Source organism: Streptomyces sp. SID8352 (assembly GCF_009862265.1).
Lineage (GTDB): Bacteria > Actinomycetota > Actinomycetes > Streptomycetales > Streptomycetaceae > Streptomyces.
Map to the genome: position 1 here is coordinate 243,561 of NZ_WWGX01000006.1, position 17,132 is coordinate 260,692.

15 protein-coding genes are annotated in these 17,132 nt (G+C 74.2%); 7 read left to right on the forward strand and 8 right to left on the reverse strand.

Features of this window, described 5'->3' with window-relative positions; all coding sequences use genetic code 11:
- Positions 1 to 349: 349 nt before the first annotated feature.
- From GTY84_RS02235 to GTY84_RS02255, 5 genes are all read left to right on the forward strand, one after another.
- On the forward strand, positions 350 to 2,203 hold the full coding sequence (locus GTY84_RS02235; RefSeq protein WP_161224296.1) for an ATP-binding protein: 1,854 nt from the start codon (positions 350 to 352) through the stop codon (positions 2,201 to 2,203).
- A 94-nt stretch (positions 2,204 to 2,297) separates the two neighbouring features.
- A complete protein-coding gene (locus GTY84_RS02240; RefSeq protein WP_161224468.1) occupies positions 2,298 to 2,711 on the forward strand; it encodes a roadblock/LC7 domain-containing protein in 414 nt (137 codons plus the stop codon).
- On the forward strand, positions 2,708 to 3,064 hold the full coding sequence (locus GTY84_RS02245; protein WP_161224297.1) for a DUF742 domain-containing protein: 357 nt from the start codon (positions 2,708 to 2,710) through the stop codon (positions 3,062 to 3,064). The genes GTY84_RS02240 and GTY84_RS02245 overlap by 4 nt, the downstream gene beginning before the upstream one ends.
- Positions 3,045 to 3,671 (forward strand): ATP/GTP-binding protein, encoded by a 627-nt coding sequence (locus GTY84_RS02250; protein ID WP_161224298.1) that lies wholly within the window; start codon positions 3,045 to 3,047, stop codon positions 3,669 to 3,671. The genes GTY84_RS02245 and GTY84_RS02250 overlap by 20 nt, the downstream gene beginning before the upstream one ends.
- On the forward strand, positions 3,668 to 4,933 hold the full coding sequence (locus GTY84_RS02255; RefSeq protein WP_161224299.1) for a cytochrome P450: 1,266 nt from the start codon (positions 3,668 to 3,670) through the stop codon (positions 4,931 to 4,933). Before GTY84_RS02250 ends, GTY84_RS02255 begins: the two co-directional genes overlap by 4 nt.
- Positions 4,934 to 5,045: 112 nt before the next feature.
- Here GTY84_RS02255 and GTY84_RS02260 read toward each other — a convergent pair whose 3' ends face one another.
- Positions 5,046 to 6,275: a cytochrome P450 gene (locus GTY84_RS02260; protein WP_161224300.1), complete on the reverse strand. Its 1,230-nt coding sequence runs from the start codon at positions 6,273 to 6,275 to the stop codon at positions 5,046 to 5,048.
- Positions 6,276 to 6,724: 449 nt separating this feature from the next.
- Here GTY84_RS02260 and GTY84_RS02265 point away from each other — a divergent pair, with 449 nt between their 5' ends.
- Complete coding sequence (locus GTY84_RS02265) at positions 6,725 to 6,991, forward strand: hypothetical protein (RefSeq protein WP_161224301.1); 267 nt, start codon at positions 6,725 to 6,727, stop codon at positions 6,989 to 6,991.
- A gap of 433 nt (positions 6,992 to 7,424) precedes the next feature.
- On the opposite strand, the gene GTY84_RS34835 is transcribed toward GTY84_RS02265, so the two are convergent.
- The gene (locus GTY84_RS34835) at positions 7,425 to 7,790 is read right to left on the reverse strand and encodes a CAP domain-containing protein (RefSeq protein WP_345943314.1); all 366 of its coding nucleotides are present in this window, start codon (positions 7,788 to 7,790) and stop codon (positions 7,425 to 7,427) included.
- A gap of 1,024 nt (positions 7,791 to 8,814) precedes the next feature.
- Here GTY84_RS34835 and GTY84_RS02275 point away from each other — a divergent pair.
- Positions 8,815 to 12,189, forward strand: a complete 3,375-nt coding sequence (locus GTY84_RS02275; RefSeq protein WP_161224303.1) for a pyruvate carboxylase — start codon at positions 8,815 to 8,817, stop codon at positions 12,187 to 12,189.
- A 77-nt stretch (positions 12,190 to 12,266) separates the two neighbouring features.
- Here the strand turns inward: GTY84_RS02275 and GTY84_RS02280 are convergent, their stop codons facing one another.
- From GTY84_RS02280 to GTY84_RS02305, 6 genes are read right to left on the reverse strand one after another with little or no spacing between them, the layout of a single operon-like run.
- Entirely contained in the window at positions 12,267 to 12,584 is a 318-nt protein-coding gene (locus GTY84_RS02280) for an antibiotic biosynthesis monooxygenase (protein WP_161224304.1), read from the reverse strand.
- A 15-nt stretch (positions 12,585 to 12,599) separates the two neighbouring features.
- On the reverse strand, positions 12,600 to 13,445 hold the full coding sequence (locus GTY84_RS02285) for an endo alpha-1,4 polygalactosaminidase (protein WP_161224305.1): 846 nt from the start codon (positions 13,443 to 13,445) through the stop codon (positions 12,600 to 12,602).
- The gene (locus GTY84_RS02290; RefSeq protein WP_161224306.1) at positions 13,442 to 14,104 is read right to left on the reverse strand and encodes a spherulation-specific family 4 protein; all 663 of its coding nucleotides are present in this window, start codon (positions 14,102 to 14,104) and stop codon (positions 13,442 to 13,444) included. The genes GTY84_RS02285 and GTY84_RS02290 overlap by 4 nt, the downstream gene beginning before the upstream one ends.
- Positions 14,101 to 15,027: an NAD(P)-dependent oxidoreductase gene (locus GTY84_RS02295; RefSeq protein ID WP_161224307.1), complete on the reverse strand. Its 927-nt coding sequence runs from the start codon at positions 15,025 to 15,027 to the stop codon at positions 14,101 to 14,103. The genes GTY84_RS02290 and GTY84_RS02295 overlap by 4 nt, the downstream gene beginning before the upstream one ends.
- A gap of 7 nt (positions 15,028 to 15,034) precedes the next feature.
- Positions 15,035 to 15,748, reverse strand: coding sequence for a nucleotidyltransferase family protein (locus GTY84_RS02300; RefSeq protein ID WP_161224308.1), 714 nt, complete (start codon positions 15,746 to 15,748; stop codon positions 15,035 to 15,037).
- Between the two features lie 31 nt (positions 15,749 to 15,779).
- Positions 15,780 to 16,781, reverse strand: a complete 1,002-nt coding sequence (locus GTY84_RS02305) for a GDP-mannose 4,6-dehydratase (RefSeq protein WP_161224309.1) — start codon at positions 16,779 to 16,781, stop codon at positions 15,780 to 15,782.
- Positions 16,782 to 17,132 lie beyond the last annotated feature (351 nt).

Genomic DNA, 17,132 nt, shown 5'->3' on the forward strand with positions numbered 1-17,132 from the left:
GGCCCGTCGCGGGGCCCGGCCGAGCCGGTCGGCCGAGCCGCCGTCGGCCCGGAGACCACGTGACGGGTGCCTTGGGAGCGGGGTGGGCGGGGCGGCGCGGGACGGGGAACGCACGACCAGAACGCCTGTATCACACCGGTTCGTTCGAGTGCCGAAAATCCGGGGAAGTTCGCTCCTGCGCGCGGCCCTGAGGGCGATCCGGCCACGATGAGCATCCGCCTGACTACCATGAGCCACATCCCGCCGCCCGTGAGCGACCGGTCGCCCGGCGGGACCGCCCGAGCCGCCGCGACACATGCCGAGACGCATGCCGAACGGCCCCGCACTCCAGGACCCGAGGGACCGCGGAATGTCAGCCCCTGCACCCCCCAGCCCACCCCGGACCCGGCACTCCGGCCGCTCCGCGCCCACCCCGCTCCTCGTCGTGCTGCCGGCCGCCGCGGCCGCGGCCGGGGCCGCCTGGGCCGCCGCACCCGGCGCCGCCAAGGGCTGGACCGCCACCCTCGCGGTGACGTCCTGGCTCTGTGTCGCCGTGGTCGTCGGCATCGGCTCCCGCCTGATCCGCCGTGCCCACCGCACCGCCGCCGAGCGGACCGCGGAGAACGCCGCGCTCAAGGCGCAGCTCGCCCACGAGAACGCCGGCTGCCTGCACCTCGCCAACGTCGTCCTGCCCGGCGTCACCCGGCGGCTGCGCGAGGGAGCGGGCGCCGACGAGGCCGTCGCGGGCGCCCCCGCCGTCCCCGGCCCCCATCTGCGCCAGGTGCTCCAGAGCTACGCCTCCCTCGCCGAGGACGCCGTCCGCCGGACCGGGGACGCCGAGGCCCGCCACCGGACCGCCCAGCACGAGCTGTCCCTGATCACCACGGAGCTGGACCACCTCACGGGCCGCACCCTGCCCGGGGCCGTGGCCCGACTGCGCGACGGCACCTCGGCCCAGCACGTACTGGCCGAGCTGGACTGGCCGCAGAGCGGCCGACTGCGCGCCCTGTCCGACCTGTTCGTCCGGGAGCTGGCCCACAGCGAGCGGCGCACCGCCGCGGCGCAGGCCGCCTCCGCCAAGTCCCTCAGCCGCGTCCAGGCCAAGGCCGTCAGCATGCTCGCGGACCTCCGCGAGATGCAGGACCGGCACGGCGAGGACGTCCTCGGGGACCTGCTCCGCCTCGACCACAGCACCTCCCAGCTCGGCCTGATCACCGACCGCCTGGCCGTGCTGATGGGCGGCCGCGCCAGCCGGGCGTGGAACAAGCCGATCGTGATGGAGAACATCCTGCGCGGCGCCGTCGGACGCATCGCCGCCTACCGGCGGGTCCGGATGCACTGCTCCACCCGCGCCGCGATCTCCGGGTACGCCGCCGAGGGCGTGATGCACCTGCTGGCCGAGCTGATGGACAACGCCGCCAACTTCTCGCCGCCCATCGACGAGGTCCATGTCTACGTGGAGGAACGTACCGCCGGAATCGTCGTCACCGTCGAGGACAGCGGCCTGCGGATGGCCGACGCCGCGATGCACCACGCCGAGGAGGCCGTCTCCGGACGCTCCACCGATCTCGCGCAGCTCCAGGGCACCAGGCTCGGCCTCGCCGTGGTCGGGCGGCTCGCCGCCAAGTACCGCATCGGCGTCAGCTACCGGCCCTCCTCGCGCGGCGGCACCGGCGTCGTCGTCCTGCTGCCCCCGCAACTCCTCGCCCAGCAGCGGGTACCGGTCCCCGTCGGCGCCGGACGCACCCCCGCCGCGGGCACCCCCGTCGGCGCCCGCAACCGGGGCACCGGTCCCGTCCCCGCCCCCGGGACCACCCCCGTGCCCGCCCCGGCCGCCGGGCACCTGCCCGTCATCCCCCGCCCGGCGGCACCGCCGGACAGCGCGCCGCACCCCCTGGAGAGCACGCCGCCCGCCCGGCCGGTGCCGACCGGCCTGCCCGAACAGCAGGACCGGCACCACCGCCCCGCCACCCCCGGCGGCCTGCCCGTCCGCGCCCCCGGCCGCACGATGGCCGAGGCCGAGCGCGAACGCGGGCAGCAGACCCACGCCGCCCACGACCCCACGGCCCGGTCCCCCTACCCGGAACCGCACGACCGTGTCCCCGCGCTGCCCCGCGACGCGGGCTCCCGCTTCGGCGCCTACCACCGCGGTCGCCTCTCCGGTGCCGCCGGCTCCCCGCCCGGGGGGACCCCGCCGGCCACCGAACCGCCCGCCCCGGCCTGAGGGCCGTCCCCCGGAGCCCTCGCATCCTTCGCGCTCGTGAGAATGGAGGACCGGGCCGGTGACCGCCCCGCGCACCACCGTCCCACCACCCGTCATGCAGACCACCGACAACAGCCTCACCTGGCTCCTGCAGAACCTGCTCGACCGCACACCCGACACCCGCCACGCCCTGGTCCTGTCCCGGGACGGCCTCAAACTCTGCTGGAGCGAACACCTCGCCCTAGACCAGGCCGACCAGCTCTCCGCCATCTGTTCCGGCATCCAGGCCCTCGCCCAGGGCGCCTCCGTGGAGTTCGGCAACGGCACCGGCGGGGTCCGGCACTCCATGACCGAGTTCCACGGCGGCCTGCTCTTCATCGTCGAGGCCGGACAGGGCGCGCACCTCGCCGTCATCGCCGCCGAGGACGCCGACCCCGGCGTCGTCGGCCACCAGATGACCGAACTGGTCGACCAGATCGGGGACCACCTGCGCGCCGAACCCCGCCACGCCCGGAGCACCTCCACGTGACCCGCAGACCCGTGGACACCGGCGAGCCCCAGCGGCTCTACACGGTCACCGGCGGACGCAGCCGCGCCGACGACGCCTTCGACCTCGTCACCCTGGTGGTCAGCGAATGCGCGCCCACGGCCGGCATGCAGTCCGAGCACGCCGAGATCCTCGACCTGTGCCGCCACCCGACGGCCGTCGTCGAGGTCGCCGCGGAACTCGGACTGCCGATCACCGTCATCCGCATCCTCCTCGGCGACCTGCTCGCCATGGGCACCATCACCGCCCGCCATCCACGCCTGGGGCAGTCCGTCGCGTCGCACCCCGATATCGACCTCCTCAAGGAAGTGCTCCATGGGCTCCGCAACCTCTGAGAACCGGGGAACCGCCGGCGGCCGCACGCCCCTCACCGACGCCGCCGAGACCGGACTGAAGATCGTCGTCGTGGGCGGCTTCGGCGTCGGCAAGACCACCCTGGTCCGCTCCGTCAGCGAGATCCGCCCCCTGAACACCGAGGAGGTGATGACCCAGGCCGGGGTCGGCGTCGACGACACCGGCGGCCTCACCGCCAAGACCACCACCACCGTCGCCTTCGACTTCGGGCGCATCAGTCTCAACGACCGGATGGTGCTCTACCTCTTCGGCGCCCCCGGCCAGGAGCGCTTCTGGTTCCTGTGGGACCGTCTCTTCTCCGGCACCCTCGGCGCCGTCGTCCTCGTCGACACCCGCCGGATGGACGACTCCTGGTACGCGATAGACCGGCTGGAACACCACCGCACCCCCTTCGTGGTCGCGGTCAACCGCTTCGACGGGGACCTCGCCCGCCACCCCCTCGACGAGATCCGCCGGGCACTCGCCCTGCCCGACCACGTCCCCCTGATCGACTGCGACGCGCGGGTGCGTGCCTCCGGCAAGAACGTCCTGGTCACCCTCGTGGACCACCTCTACCAACAGGCCCTCGCGCAGGAGAGCGCATCGTGACCGACACCCGTCCCGCCCCCGCGGGTTCCGCCGCCCCGGAGTGCCCCGCCCACCGCGACGCCGTGCACCTCGCCGGACTGGAGTACCAGCAGACACCGTCCGAGCTGTACCGCGACCTGCGCGCCCGGCACGGCACCGTCGCCCCCGTGCTCCTCGACGGCGGCATCCCCGCCTGGCTGGTCCTCGGCTACACCGAGGTCAGCTATGTCACCGGCCACGACGAGCTGTTCGCCCGCGACTCCCGCCGCTGGAACCAGTGGGACTCCATCCCCGCCGACTGGCCCCTCCTGCCCTATGTCGGCCACCAGCCGTCGGTGCTGTTCGCCGAGGGCGAGGAGCACCGGCGGCGGGCCGGTGTGATCACCCGCGCCCTCGCGGTCGTCGACCAGTTCGAGCTGGCCCGCGACTGCCGCCACCTCGCCGACCGGCTCATCGCCGCCTTCGCCGGCAGCGGGCAGGCCGAGCTGATGGGCGACTACGCGCACGCCCTGCCGATGCGCGCCGCCGTCCGCATCTGCGGCATGCCGCACGGCGGCGCCGACACCCGGCAACTCGTCGACGACCTGCGGATCTCCCTGGACGCCGCCGACGGCGACGACCCCGTGGCCGCCTACACCCGTGTCGGCGAGCGCATCCACCGGCTGGTCCGGGAGAAGCGGGAGCGGCCCGGCCCCGACGTCACCTCCCGGATGCTGACCCACCCGGCGGGACTCACCGACGAGGAGATCGTCCAGGACCTCATCTCCGTGATCGCCGCCGCCCAGCAGCCAACCGCCAACTGGATCGGCAACACCCTGCGCCTGCTGCTCACCGACGAACGCTTCGCGCTCAACGTCTCGGGCGGCAGGCTCAGCGTCGGTGAGGCCCTCAACGAGGTGCTGTGGCTGGACACCCCGACCCAGAACTTCATCGGCCGCTGGGCCGTGCACGACACCCAGCTCGGCGGGCGGCAGATCCGGGCGGGCGACTGCCTCGTCCTCGGCCTGGCCGCGGCCAACACCGATCCGCAGATCTGGCCCGAGGCGCACGTCGGCGCGGAGAACTCCTCCCACCTCTCCTTCAGCAACGGCGAGCACCGCTGCCCCTACCCGGCCCCGCTGCTCGCGGACGTCATCGCGCGCACCGCCGTCGAGACGCTGCTGGAGCGTCTGCCCGATCTGGTGCTGGCGGTGGAGCCGGGGGAGCTGACCTGGCGTCCCTCCATCTGGATGCGCGGTCTGGCGGCCCTCCCCGCCCGGTTCACCCCGTCGGTGGTCGCCTGATCCCCCGGCCCCCGCCGCCCGGTCCGGCGGTCCCGTCCCCCGGTCCGGCGGTCACGTCCCCCGTGCCGGTGAAGCGGCGCGCACCGGTCCGAGCGCGGGGGCCGACCGGGGTTCAGGCCGTGCCGGGGGTGAACCGCACCGGCAGGGTGTGCGGGCCCCTGGTGAACACCCCGCGCACCGTCACCGCAGCCCCCTCGGCGAGCCGTACGTCCGGCATCGCGTCCAGCAGATGACCGACCCCAGTCTCCACCTCGGCCTTCGCCAGCAGCGCCCCGACGCAGAAATGCCGTCCCAGGGCGAACGCCAGATGGTCGGCGGCGGCCGAGAAGGCGGTCGTCGTGGTGAGGTCGTCCCGGAACACGTCGAAGCGGTCGGGTTCCCGGTAGCGGCGCTCGTCGCGGTTGGCCGCGCCGATCAGACAGGTGACGGTGGCACCGGCCGGGATGGTGCCACCGGCGATCGACACCTCGGTCGCCGTCTGGCGCATGATCATGTGCACCGGCGGCGACCAGCGGAGCGTCTCGGCGAACGCCCGGGCTATCAGTGTCCGGTCGGCGCGCACCGCGGCCAGTTGGTCCGGGTGCGCCAGCAGATTGGCGAAGATGCCGGAGATGGCCTTGTCCGTCGTCTCGCCGCCCGCCGACAGCAGCAGGCTGCAGAACGCCTTGATCTCCTCGTCGCTCATCCGCACGCCGTCTATCTCGGCGGCGCACAGCGTCGAGAGCAGATCGTCCCCCGGGTTCCTCCGGCGCTCCTGGATGACGGGGACCATGTACTCGGCGAACTCCACCCGGGTGCGCAGCCCGGCGGCCGCGACCTCGGGATCGCCGGAGAGGTTGCCCAGGAAGGCGACGATCGAGGTGTACCAGCGGTGGAACCGCTCGTACTCGGCCTTGTCCAGGCCCAGCATCTCGGCGATGACGTTGACCGGGAAGCGGGTCGCGTAGTCACCGACGAGGTCGGCCCGGCCGGTGTTCCGGAAGGCGTCTATCAGCTCCCGTGAGTTCCGCTCGATCACGGGCATGAACCGGTCCCGCAGCTCCGACCCGCGGAACGCGGGTGCGACCAGCGCGCGCCGCACCGAGTGCGCGCGCCCGCTCAACTGGAGGATCGTCCGGCCGTGCACGGGTTCCAGCTGCCAGTCGTAGTTCTCCGTGGTGAACTCGCCGTCGCGGTCCTTGAAGACGCGTTCCACGTCCTCGTAGCGCGAGACGATCCAGCTCCGGGTTGCTTCGTGCCAGAAGAGGGGGGCGCTGTCCCGCATCACGCGGTACGCCGGGTAGGGGTCGGCCCCGAACTCGGGGGAGAGGATGTCGATGGCCCGCCGCGTGTTGGTGGACATGGTGCTCCTCGGTCGACAACGGCCTTTACAGGACAGGGTATTGACGACCCGTCGGATCGGACAGACCGCGCGCGGCGCCTTGTACGCGCACGCCGGTGGCGCGGGAGGGCGCACGGGGCGGGTGGGGCCCCGGCGGCGTCCGGGCCGTGCGACCGGCCGCCGCCGCGGACCGGCCGGCCGGTCGGCGGCCCGCCTTCCGGGGCGCCTCCGGACCGGCTCGGAGGTGCCTCTTCCGCCGCCCGGGCGGGTGTCCCGGGCGGTGCGCGGGGCGGGATCGGGGGCGGGACGGCACCCCGTGCGGCCGGGAGGTGTGGAGCGGCGGTCGTCGGGTACTCGCTGATTCGGATGGTGTGGGTACATGGCGGCACGGCAAGGGACGGCCGTGCCGCCACCCGCACCCCGACGCCGGTCCGGGGGCGTTGTCAGTGGCGGGTGCGACGCTGGTCGGCATGGATGAGGCGGAGTTCATGCGGGGCCGGGTGTACGGCGCCGACCACGACGATCCGGGGCCACGGGCCAGGCGGAGCTACGCCCAGCTGATCGGCGGCCCGCTGGACGGCCTGCTCCTGGACATCACGCAGACACCCGAGGAGGAACGGGGCGGAGGGGTGTCGCTGGTGACGGAACTGGGCCGCTACGGGCCGGGAGGCCGGGCCGCGTACGCTCCCCGGCCGGGCGATCCGGGCCGTTTCGACTGGCGCGGGGACACGCCTTGACGGGCGGTGGCGGCACATGACCGGCGGTGGCGACACGCCCTGACGGGTCCCGGCCCGTGGTACGCCGGTGGAGGAGTGCTGCTCCCCGCACGTCGGCTTCCGCGCCGGGGCCGCACCCCGGCTTCCGCGATGGCGGCTCGGTGGGCCGTGTTCGCCCGGTGGGCGCCGACGGGCGACCGGGGAGCACGGCCCCGCTGGTTCGCCGGTCCGCCGCGGCCGGATGTCGGCAGGCGGGCGTGGCCGACCGCCGCGCCGGTACTGTCCCCCTCCGGAGGTCGCGCGGTGACGTCCCTCCGCCGCCGGGCCCCGGACCAGCGGTGCCCCCGTGGGGGTGGGCTCATCGGAGCCGGAGCCGGAGCCGGAGCCGGAGCCGGAGCCGGAGCCGGAGCCGGGGACAGGGACAGGGTGGGGCAGGGCGCGGGCGGGCCCGGTGTCAGCGGCCCGTGCCGAAGTCCTGGGTCCACCAGGGCCCGCCGTCCCCCATGCGCACACCGACGCCCAGTTCCTCGAAGGAGCAGTTGAGGATGTTCGCGCGGTGGCCCGGGCTGTCCATCCAGGCCGCCATCACCGAGGTGGCGTCGGCCTGCCCCCGGGCTATGTTCTCGCCCAGCGCGGCCCACTCGTAGCCGGCGGCCCCGACCCGGTCGGCCATGGTCGAACCGTCGGGTCCGGTGTGGGACATCACGCCGCTCGCGGCCATCACGCCGCTGTGCGCGTCGGCGGCCCGGGCCAGCCGTCCGTTCGCCGTGACCGGTGCGCAGCCGGCCCTGGCGCGTTCCTCGTTGACCAGGACCAGCACCCGTTCCCCGGCACGGTCCGCCCCGTCCCGGGCCTCCGATCCGGTGCCGGAGCCCGTCCCCGGTCTGCCCTCCGACCCGCCTCCGCTCCCGGCTCCGTCGACGGGGCCCCCATTTCCCCCGCCGCTCGCCGGTGGAGCGGACGGCCGTCGGGAGGGCGGCGCGTACGCGCCCGGCGGAGCGGCTCCGCCGGTGGCCGACGGGCGCGCCCCAGGGTCGCCGCCGGGTGTGCCGACAGGAGAGGGCTTCGCCCCGGGGGAGGGGGCTCCGCCCGGTGAGCCCGCGCCTCCGTCACCCTTGTCCTTGCCCCCGCTCGCGCTCCCGTCCGCGCCGGACGCCGACGCACCCGGCCGCGGGGACGGCGGGACCGGGGCCGCCGTGGCGTCCCGGCCGCCGACGGTGCCCGGCGCCCCGGCGACGGCGTCCGCGGTGACCCACTCCGCCGGACCGCCGCCCCCGTCCCGGGTCACGGCCAGGGTGAGCGCGGCGCCCGTCGCGACGACGGCGGCGCTCAGTGCCAGCGCGGTCCCGCGCCGTCCCGGCCGCCGCCTCGGGCGCGCGTGGGAACGGGACGGGCGGACGGCTCTGCGGGAACCCATGCGACGGACACCTCGGCTCGACGGACGGCGGGGGACGGGGGTGCGGGCGGGAAACGGGCGACGGGAAGGGACGAAGGGGCAGCGCTGAGGAGGGGGGTATGGGCGTTGCGCCGAGGGAGAGACGGACGGGGGGCGGGGGAGAGACGGACGGGGGCGGGGACGGGAGGGACGCGGGGGACCCCGGTGGACGCGGACGCGCCCACCGGGACCGTGGGGGGTTGCCGAGAGCCTAGGACGGGCACCGTGCCGATACGGCTTCCACGGGGCGTTCTTCAAGGAGCCTTAAGAAAGACGCCAAGGTCCGCTGAGGAACGCCGGGACAAAAGGGGGCACAGGTCACACCGGGCGAGTGGCCCGCCTCATATGGCGTACCGGCGGCGCCGACGACACCATGTCCTTGTCACCGGCAGGGCTGAAGGGATCGACAATGTTCCGCAAGGTGCTGGTCGCCAACCGCGGCGAGATCGCCATCCGCGCGTTCCGCGCGGGCTATGAGCTGGGCGCGCGCACCGTCGCCGTCTTCCCGCACGAGGACCGCAACTCCCTGCACCGGCTGAAGGCCGACGAGGCCTACCAGATCGGTGAGCCCGGACATCCGGTGCGCGCCTACCTCTCCGTGGAGGAGATCGTCGCCGCCGCCCGCCGCGCCGGGGCCGACGCGGTCTACCCGGGGTACGGATTCCTGTCCGAGAACCCGGAGCTGGCCAGGGCGTGCGAGGAGGCGGGTATCACCTTCGTCGGCCCCGGCGCGGACATCCTGGAGCTGACCGGCAACAAGGCCCGCGCCGTGGCCGCCGCCCGGGAGGCCGGGGTCCCCGTCCTGGGGTCCTCCGCGCCCTCCACCGACGTGGACGAACTCGTCCGGGCCGCCGAAGGCATCGGCTTCCCCGTCTTCGTCAAGGCCGTCGCGGGCGGCGGCGGTCGCGGCATGCGCCGGGTCGAGGACCCCGCCCGGCTGCGCGAGTCCATCGAGGCGGCGTCCCGGGAGGCCGCCTCCGCCTTCGGCGACCCCACGGTGTTCCTGGAGAAGGCCGTCGTCGAGCCCCGCCACATCGAGGTGCAGATCCTCGCCGACGGCCGGGGCGACGTCATCCACCTCTTCGAGCGCGACTGCTCGGTGCAGCGCCGGCATCAGAAGGTGATCGAACTCGCCCCCGCCCCCAACCTCGACCCGGAGCTGCGCGACCGGATCTGCGCCGACGCCGTCGGGTTCGCCCGGCAGATCGGCTACCGCAACGCCGGAACCGTGGAGTTCCTCGTCGACCGCGAGGGCAACCACGTCTTCATCGAGATGAACCCGCGCATCCAGGTCGAGCACACGGTGACCGAGGAGGTCACCGACGTCGACCTCGTCCAGGCCCAGTTGCGGATCGCCGCCGGGGAGAGCCTGGCCGACCTCGGTCTCGCCCAGGAGAACATCACCCTGCGCGGAGCCGCGCTCCAGTGCCGGATCACCACCGAGGACCCGGCCAACGGCTTCCGCCCCGACACCGGCCGGATCAGCGCGTACCGCTCGCCCGGCGGCTCCGGCATCCGGCTCGACGGCGGTACCACCCACGCCGGGACGGAGATCAGCGCGCACTTCGACTCCATGCTGGTCAAGCTGTCCTGCCGGGGAAGGGACTTCACCACCGCGGTCAACCGGGCCCGGCGGGCCGTCGCCGAGTTCCGCATCCGCGGCGTCGCCACCAACATCCCCTTCCTCCAGGCGGTGCTGGACGACCCGGACTTCCAGGCGGGGCGTGCCACCACCTCGTTCATCGAGCAGCGTCCCCATCTGCTCACCGCCCGCCAGTCCGCGGACCGCGGCACCAAGCTGCTGACCTACCTCGCGGACGTCACGGTCAACAAGCCGCACGGTGAACGCCCCGCGCTGATCGACCCGTTGACCAAGCTGCCGCCGCTGCCCGCCGGGGAGCCGGCGGCCGGTTCCCGGCAGCTCCTGGCGGAACTCGGCCCCGAGGGCTTCGCCCGGCGGCTGCGCGAGTCGCCGACCATCGGCGTCACCGACACCACGTTCCGCGACGCCCACCAGTCGCTCCTCGCCACCCGGGTCCGCACCCGGGACCTCCTCGCCGTCGCCCCGGCCGTCGCCCGCACCCTGCCCGGTCTGCTCTCCCTGGAGTGCTGGGGCGGCGCCACCTACGACGTCGCCCTGCGCTTCCTCGCGGAGGACCCGTGGGAGCGGCTGGCCGCGCTGCGCGAGGCGGTGCCCAACATCTGCCTCCAGATGCTGCTGCGGGGCCGCAACACCGTCGGCTACACCCCCTACCCGACCGAGGTGACCGACGCCTTCGTGCAGGAGGCCGCCGCCACCGGCATCGACATCTTCCGCATCTTCGACGCCCTCAACGACGTCGACCAGATGCGGCCCGCCATCGACGCGGTACGGGAGACGGGCACGGCGGTCGCCGAGGTGGCCCTGTGCTACACGGCCGACCTGTCCGACCCCGGTGAACGCCTCTACACCCTCGACTACTACCTGCGGCTGGCCGAGCGCATCGTGGAAGCCGGCGCCCATGTGCTGGCCGTCAAGGACATGGCGGGACTGCTGCGGGCACCGGCCGCCGCGACCCTGGTCGGCGCCCTGCGCCGGGAGTTCGACCTGCCGGTCCACCTGCACACCCACGACACCGCCGGCGGCCAGCTCGCCACCTACCTGGCCGCGATCCAGGCCGGCGCCGACGCGGTGGACGGGGCGGTGGCCTCCATGGCGGGCACCACCTCGCAGCCGTCGCTGTCGGCCCTCGTCGCCGCCACCGACCACACGGCCCGGCCCACCGGTCTCGACCTCCAGGCCGTCGGCGACCTGGAGCCGTACTGGGAGGGCGTGCGCAGGGTCTACGCCCCCTTCGAGGCGGGGCTGGCCGCGCCCACCGGCCGCGTCTACCACCACGAGATCCCCGGCGGGCAGCTCTCCAACCTGCGCACCCAGGCCATCGCGCTGGGCCTCGGGGACCGCTTCGAGGACATCGAGGCGATGTACGCCGCCGCCGACCGGATGCTGGGCCGCCTGGTCAAGGTCACCCCGTCGTCCAAGGTCGTCGGTGACCTGGCCCTGCACCTGGTGGGCGCCGGGGTGGCGCCGGAGGACTTCGAGGAGTCGCCGGACCGCTTCGACATCCCCGACTCCGTCATCGGCTTCCTCCGCGGCGAGCTGGGCACCCCGCCCGGAGGCTGGCCGGAGCCGTTCCGCACCCGGGCGCTGCGCGGACGCGCCGGGTCCCGCCCGGTGCCCGAGCTGGGCGAGGAGGACCGCACCGGGCTCGCCAAGGACCGCCGGGCGACGCTCAACCGGCTGCTGTTCCCGGGCCCGGCCCGGGAGTTCGACACCCACCGCGCTGCCTACGGCGACACCAGCGTCCTCGACAGCAAGGACTTCTTCTACGGGCTGCGCCCGGGCACCGAGTACAGCGTCGACCTGGAACCCGGTGTGCGTCTGCTGATCGAGCTCAAGGCCATCGGCGACGCCGACGAGCGCGGGATGCGCACCGTGATGTCGACGCTCAACGGCCAGTTGCGGCCCATCGAGGTGCGCGACCGGGCGGCGGCCTCCGACATCCCGGTCACCGAGAAGGCCGACCGCTCCGACCCCGGCCATGTGGCGGCCCCGTTCGCCGGTGTGGTCACCCTCGCCGTCGCCGAGGGCGACGAGGTCGCCGCCGGCGACACCGTGGCCACCATCGAGGCGATGAAGATGGAGGCCGCCATCACCGCCCCGAAGTCCGGCACGGTGAGCAGGCTGGCCATCAACCGCGTCCAGCAGGTGGAGGGCGGCGACCTCCTCGTCCAGCTCGCCTGAGCGCGGCGGGGACGCGGAGACGCAAGGAGGCGGTGGTCACCGGGCCCTCGGGCCGGTGACCACCGCCTCCTCCGCGTTCACTCGCCCTTCGGCGCCGCCTGCTGGGCCACCTCGAAGGACCACAGCGTGGAACCGGTCGCGGCGGGCCCGGGACGGTCGCCACCGCCCTGGTGCGCCTCTTTGCGGGGGCCCTCCATCCACGCCGTGAAGGACTCCTCGTCACGCCAGCGCGTGTACACGAGGTACTGGTCGGTGCCCTCGACGGGCCGGAGCAGCTCGAACCACTCGAAGCCGTCGGAGTTCTCCACGGAGTGGGCCCGCGCGGCGAAGCGCTGCTCCAGCAGCTCGCGCTGCTCGGCGGGGACGGTCAGCACATTGATCTTGACTACGCTCATGACCTCATCCTGCCATCAGCACGGTTTGCGCCAGGGGTCCAGGTCCGGCTTCTTCAGCATCGAGGACAGCCCCAGGCTGCGCGCCTCGGGGCAGAACCCCCGGGTCGTGCCGGAGTACTCGACGTGGAACACGGCCTTCCCCGCCTCGATGAACGGTGTCAGCCGGTCGCACTCCCCGTACTCGGCGCACTGCTCGTTGACGGCGAAGTCGAACACCTTCACCAGCTCGGGGATCTGCGGCAGGTCGTTCTTGAGCCCCACCGACAGCCCGCGCTCATGGGCGATGTCGGCGATCATGCGGTTGTAGACCAACTGGTCGCGGGCGGTCAGCGGGAAGCCGGACTTGTTGCCGTAGGCCTCCACCAGATCGGGCTCGACCGCGTCGAAGCCCTTGTCCCGGCACATGTCGAAGCGGCGCTCCATGATCGGGCGGAGCACGGAGACCCGGCGGATGTCGAGCCAGCGCTCCCCCGCCCAGCCGTTGGTCCCGCCCAGCACCCGCTCCGGGAAGTCCCCGGCGTCCGGCCGGTAGTCCTCCCAGGCGCCGACGTTGATGTAGCAGATCACCTTGCGTCCGGCCCGGTGGAGCCGGGCGACGTCGGCCGCCGAGTTCTCGAAGCCGTCGATGTCGTAGACGGGCACGTCGGCCGTCTCCTGGACCGGTCCGTTGAGCTGCCACTGCCAGGCCAGCCCCGGCCGGGGCTGCCAGAGGGCGGACCGTTGGCCGGTCTCCGGGGCCGGGGTGTGCCCGGCGCGGTGGCTCTCCTTGCCCGTTCCGTCATCCGTTCCGGTGCATCCCGCCAGCACCAGGGCCGCCAGGGCGGCTCCCAGCGCCGTGCGTAACCAGATCCGGGCGTTCATCGCTGCACTCCTGTCAGTACGGGGGTAAGTCGGGCCCAGGGGTTGGGCAGTTCCCCGGTCACGGGACCGGAGACGGCGGCGCCGCGCTCGGCCGCCGTGCGCACGGCGAGCGGCGCCAGGGCCTCGGGCACGCCGTACACCAGATGGCAGAAGCGCTCCGGTGGGTGGCGCTGCGTCCAGTCCGGGCGGCTGAACGCCGATACGTACGTCGTCCACGAGCCCTCGAAGGTGACGAGCAGATCCGCGAACCGGGCGTAGCCGGGCGCCGGGTGGACCCCCGGGTTCAGCACGACGGGGTCGGCGCCCTGCCGCCGCAGGGCCCGCACCAGCCGCCGGTACTCCGCCAGCCCCGACTCGGCCGCGCTGACCCGGTCGAGGAAGCAGCCGTCGGTCCCGTACCAGCGCTGGTGCCGGGCCAGGTCCTCCAGCACGTCGGGGGCCGGCCGGGTGCCGTAGTCGGTGTCGACGTAGCCCAGCAGCCGGGCCCCCGCCGCCCGCAGCGCCCCGGCCGCCGCGGTGAACGCCGGGTCGGGCGTGTCACCCGGGCCGTCGGCCGGGTTGAGCACCACCGCGTAGGTGCGGTCCGCGGCGGTGATCAGCCGGTGCCAGGCGCCGGGGTCCTCGGCCGGATGGACGTACAGCGGGACGAGGAGGCTCACGACGCCCGGCCCTCGTCCGCGGGCTCGGCGGCCGGTACGGGGCGGTGCGACCACAGCGCGTCCAGGGACTCGTCGAGCGTGTGCGCGGGCCGCCAGCCCAGGGCCTCGCGGGCGGCGCCGATGTCGGAGCACTGCCAGGACACCTGGTCCGAGCGGGACGAACCGGCGCCCCGCTCCTCGATCCGGCCCCGGAACCCGGCGATGTCCGCGAGCGTGTCCACCAGCCGGCGCACCCGGACCGCCCGCCCGCCGCCGATGTTCAGCACCCGCGGCAGCGGGCCGTCGGCGGTCACCGCCCGCTCCACGGCGCCCGCGACGTCGCGGACGTCCACGAAGTCCCGGTAGGCCGAGAGGTCGCCCAGTCTGAGCACCGCCTCCGGGCCGGTGCCCGCCTCGCGCAGCAGCCCGGCGACCCTGCCGGGCAGACCGCCCGCCGGGGCGCCCGGCCCCACCGGGTTGCCGACCCGCAGGACCACCGCGTCCAGTCCGGACACGGTCAGGACCACCGTGCCGGCCAGCTTGGTGGCACCGTAGGCGGTGACGGGACGGGTGGGCGCCGACTCGGCGGTCGGCACCCGTCCCTCGCCGGGCCCGTACTCGGCCGCCGAGCCGAGGTGCACCAGCCGCGCCCCGGGACGGGACCGGCGCAGCGCCGCGCAGAGCACGGCGGGGCCGCGGGCGTTGACCTCCGCGAGGGAGACCGGGTCACCGCTGACGGCGCCCGCGCAGTTGACGACGGCGTCGGGCGCCGCCGCCTCCAGCAGCGCGGCCAGCCGCTCCGCCGGGACGGTGGCGAGGTCGACGGGGACCTCGGCGTCGGGCGACCGGCCGCCGTCGAGCACCCGCGCGCCCGGCAGGGCGCGCAGCCGCTCGGTGACATGGGTGCCCAGGTAGCCGGTGGACCCCAGGACGAGAATGCGCATGCGGTGGTCAGGCTCCCTTGAGCAGCAGCGCCTTGCGGCTGGTGAACTCCGCGTTGGCCCGGTCGTAGTCGTCGGGACGGCCGATGTCGAGCCAGTAGCCGTCGAAGTCGTAGGCGTGCGGCGGATTGTCCGCGCGCAGCAGGTCGAGCACCAACTCGTCGAAGCCCAGGGGCAGTCCGGCCGTGTAGCCGTCGAGCGTGGCCCGGGACAGACCGTACACGCCCATCGAGACCCGGTAGTCCATGCTGGGCTTCTCGGTGAAGCCGACCACCCTGCTGGCGTCGGTGGTGAGCACCCCGAAGTCGATGTGGACCTTGCGGGCGTAGGTGGCGATGGTCAGCGGCGCCCGTTCGGCGCGGTGCCGGCGCAGGACGTCGGCGTAGTCGAGGTCGGTCAGGATGTCCCCGTTCATCACGAGGAAGTGCTCGGGCAGCCGCTCGCGCATGGTGAGCAGCGGCCCCATCGTCCCCAGGGGGCTCTCCTCGGAGGAGTAGTCGACGGTCAGGCCCCACTGGGAGCCGTCACCGACGTAGGCGCGGATGATCTCGCCCAGATGGCCGATGGCGATGGTGCAGCCGGTGAAGCCCGCCCCGGCCAGCTGGCGCAGCACGATCTCCAGGATGGCGTGCTGGTCGCCGATGGGCACGAGCGGCTTGGGCAGCGCCGTGGTGTAGGGCCGCAGCCGGACACCCTTGCCCCCGGCCAGGATCACTGCGTGCATGGGATTCCCCTCGATTCAGTGCCGGTGGTGGTCAGATGTTGTAGATGCCGGTCTTGTAGCGGGCCAGGTTGGCCGGCTCGCGGAAGAACTCGACCGTCTGCGCCAGGCCCTGCTCCAGGTCGTGCCCGGGGCTCCAGCCGGTGGCCTCCCGCAGCCGGGTGGCGTCCGCGACCAGCCGCATCACCTCTGAGGCCGCGGGCCGCAGCCGCTCGGCGTCCTCGCGGACGTCGAGGGAGGTGTCCATCACCTTGCCGATCAGCGCGACGAGGTCGCCGACGGAGATCTCGCCGCCGGTGCCCGCGTTGAGGGTGCGGCCCACCACCCGGTCGGCGGGCGCGGTGCCGACCGCGAGGAACGCCCGCGCGGTGTCCTTGACGAACATGAAGTCGCGGGTGGGCCGCAGGTCGCCCAGGGTGATGGTCCGCTCCCCGGACGCCACCTGGCCGATGACGGTGGGGATCACGGCCCGCATGGACTGCCGGGGGCCGTAGGTGTTGAACGGCCGCAGCGTCACCACGGGGGTGCCGAAGCTGGCGTGGTAGCTGTCGGCGAGCCGGTCCCCGCCCGCCTTCGACGCGGCGTACGGCGACTGGGTGTTGATCGGATGGTCCTCGGTGATCGGCACGGTCTGCGCGGTGCCGTAGGTCTCGCTGGTCGAGGTGTGCACCAGCCGGGGCGTGCCCTGGGCGCGCACCGCCTCCAGCACGTTGAGGGTGCCGGTGACGTTGGTGTCCACGTAGCTGTGCGGAGCGCGGTAGGAGTACGGGATGGCGATGAGCGCGGCCAGGTGGTAGACGCACTCGGCGCCCTCCACGAGGTGGCCGACGGAGCCGGGGTCCCGGACGTCGCCGAGGACGATCTCGACCTGGTCGAGGACCTCGGGGGAGAGGGTCTCCAGCCAGCCGTAGGAGGAGAAGGAGTTGTACTGGGCCATGGCCCTGACCCGGTATCCGGAGGCGACCAGCGCCTCGGTGAGGTGGGAGCCGATGAAGCCCTCGGCTCCGGTGACGGCGGCGAGCGGTGCGGAGGTCACGCGTGATCCTTTCGATCGGTGACGGGACGTGCTGCGGACGGAAGGGGACGGGGAGGCGGCGGCGCGGCGGGGCAGCCCGGTGCCCCGCCACCGGGAACCGGCCGGGGCCGGTTCCCGGCGCGGTGGTCCGGGACGCGGGTCGGTGGAGAGGACGGCGTGACGCCTCGTGGTGCGGCGGGCGGTGGGGACGGGCCGCGGGGACGGTCGGTGGTGCGCCGGGCGCGGGGACCCGGGGCCGCGGGCGGTACCGGGCACGGGGGCCGGCGGTGCCCGCGGACGACGGAGGGCGGTGCGGGGGCGCGGGGACCGGCGGCCCGGGAGGACGGCGGGACGGGGCGCCCCGGTGGTCCC

What these genes read in the sequence shown, in the direction of transcription:
- GTY84_RS02235 (WP_161224296.1), top strand. Translation starts at nt 350, where the DNA reads ATGTCAGCCCCTGCACCCCCCAGCCCACCCCGGACCCGGCACTCCGGC.
- GTY84_RS02240 (WP_161224468.1), top strand. Translation starts at nt 2,298, where the DNA reads ATGCAGACCACCGACAACAGCCTCACCTGGCTCCTGCAGAACCTGCTC.
- GTY84_RS02250 (WP_161224298.1), top strand. Translation starts at nt 3,045, where the DNA reads ATGGGCTCCGCAACCTCTGAGAACCGGGGAACCGCCGGCGGCCGCACG.
- GTY84_RS02260 (WP_161224300.1), bottom strand. Translation starts at nt 6,275, where the DNA reads ATGTCCACCAACACGCGGCGGGCCATCGACATCCTCTCCCCCGAGTTC.
- GTY84_RS02265 (WP_161224301.1), top strand. Translation starts at nt 6,725, where the DNA reads ATGGATGAGGCGGAGTTCATGCGGGGCCGGGTGTACGGCGCCGACCAC.
- GTY84_RS02275 (WP_161224303.1), top strand. Translation starts at nt 8,815, where the DNA reads ATGTTCCGCAAGGTGCTGGTCGCCAACCGCGGCGAGATCGCCATCCGC.
- GTY84_RS02280 (WP_161224304.1), bottom strand. Translation starts at nt 12,584, where the DNA reads ATGAGCGTAGTCAAGATCAATGTGCTGACCGTCCCCGCCGAGCAGCGC.
- GTY84_RS02285 (WP_161224305.1), bottom strand. Translation starts at nt 13,445, where the DNA reads ATGAACGCCCGGATCTGGTTACGCACGGCGCTGGGAGCCGCCCTGGCG.
- GTY84_RS02295 (WP_161224307.1), bottom strand. Translation starts at nt 15,027, where the DNA reads ATGCGCATTCTCGTCCTGGGGTCCACCGGCTACCTGGGCACCCATGTC.
- GTY84_RS02300 (WP_161224308.1), bottom strand. Translation starts at nt 15,748, where the DNA reads ATGCACGCAGTGATCCTGGCCGGGGGCAAGGGTGTCCGGCTGCGGCCC.